We start from the raw sequence: 344 nt of genomic DNA, 5'->3' as shown, positions 1-344 counted from the left end.
AAGGAAAGCATATGAAACTGAGAAAAGCACTTGTGGCTGCCAGTGTGACGGCGGTACTGGGCCTGTCATCCGCGGCCCATGCCTTTACGGAAGACACCGGCTACGCCGGCCATAACGGGACGGTCAAGTTTGCCGGGACGGTGACGGACCTGACGCCGAAATGGATGTGGGAAGTGGAGAATTCGGGCACACCGTATGACTACAACATCAACATGAGCCTGGGGACCGTCGCTGCGGGCAAAACCACGTTTGCCTATACGGCCAGCCCGGCCATCACGTTCCTGAAGGGGTACCTGAAGGATAAGGCCCCGAACGGCGGTCAGGCCCTGCAGCCGGTCGTGGAG

1 protein-coding gene is annotated in these 344 nt (G+C 59.9%); it reads left to right on the top strand.

The window, feature by feature from the left end:
* Positions 1–11: 11 nt before the first annotated feature.
* On the top strand, positions 12–344 hold a 333-nt coding region (locus ACU8YC_RS28635), incomplete at its 3' end, for a F4 family fimbrial subunit (protein WP_446896470.1).

This window comes from Citrobacter sp. VF227 (assembly GCF_052950715.1).
The sequence above is the reverse complement of the archived record's forward strand: the minus strand, read 5'-3'. Positions and strand labels throughout refer to the sequence as shown.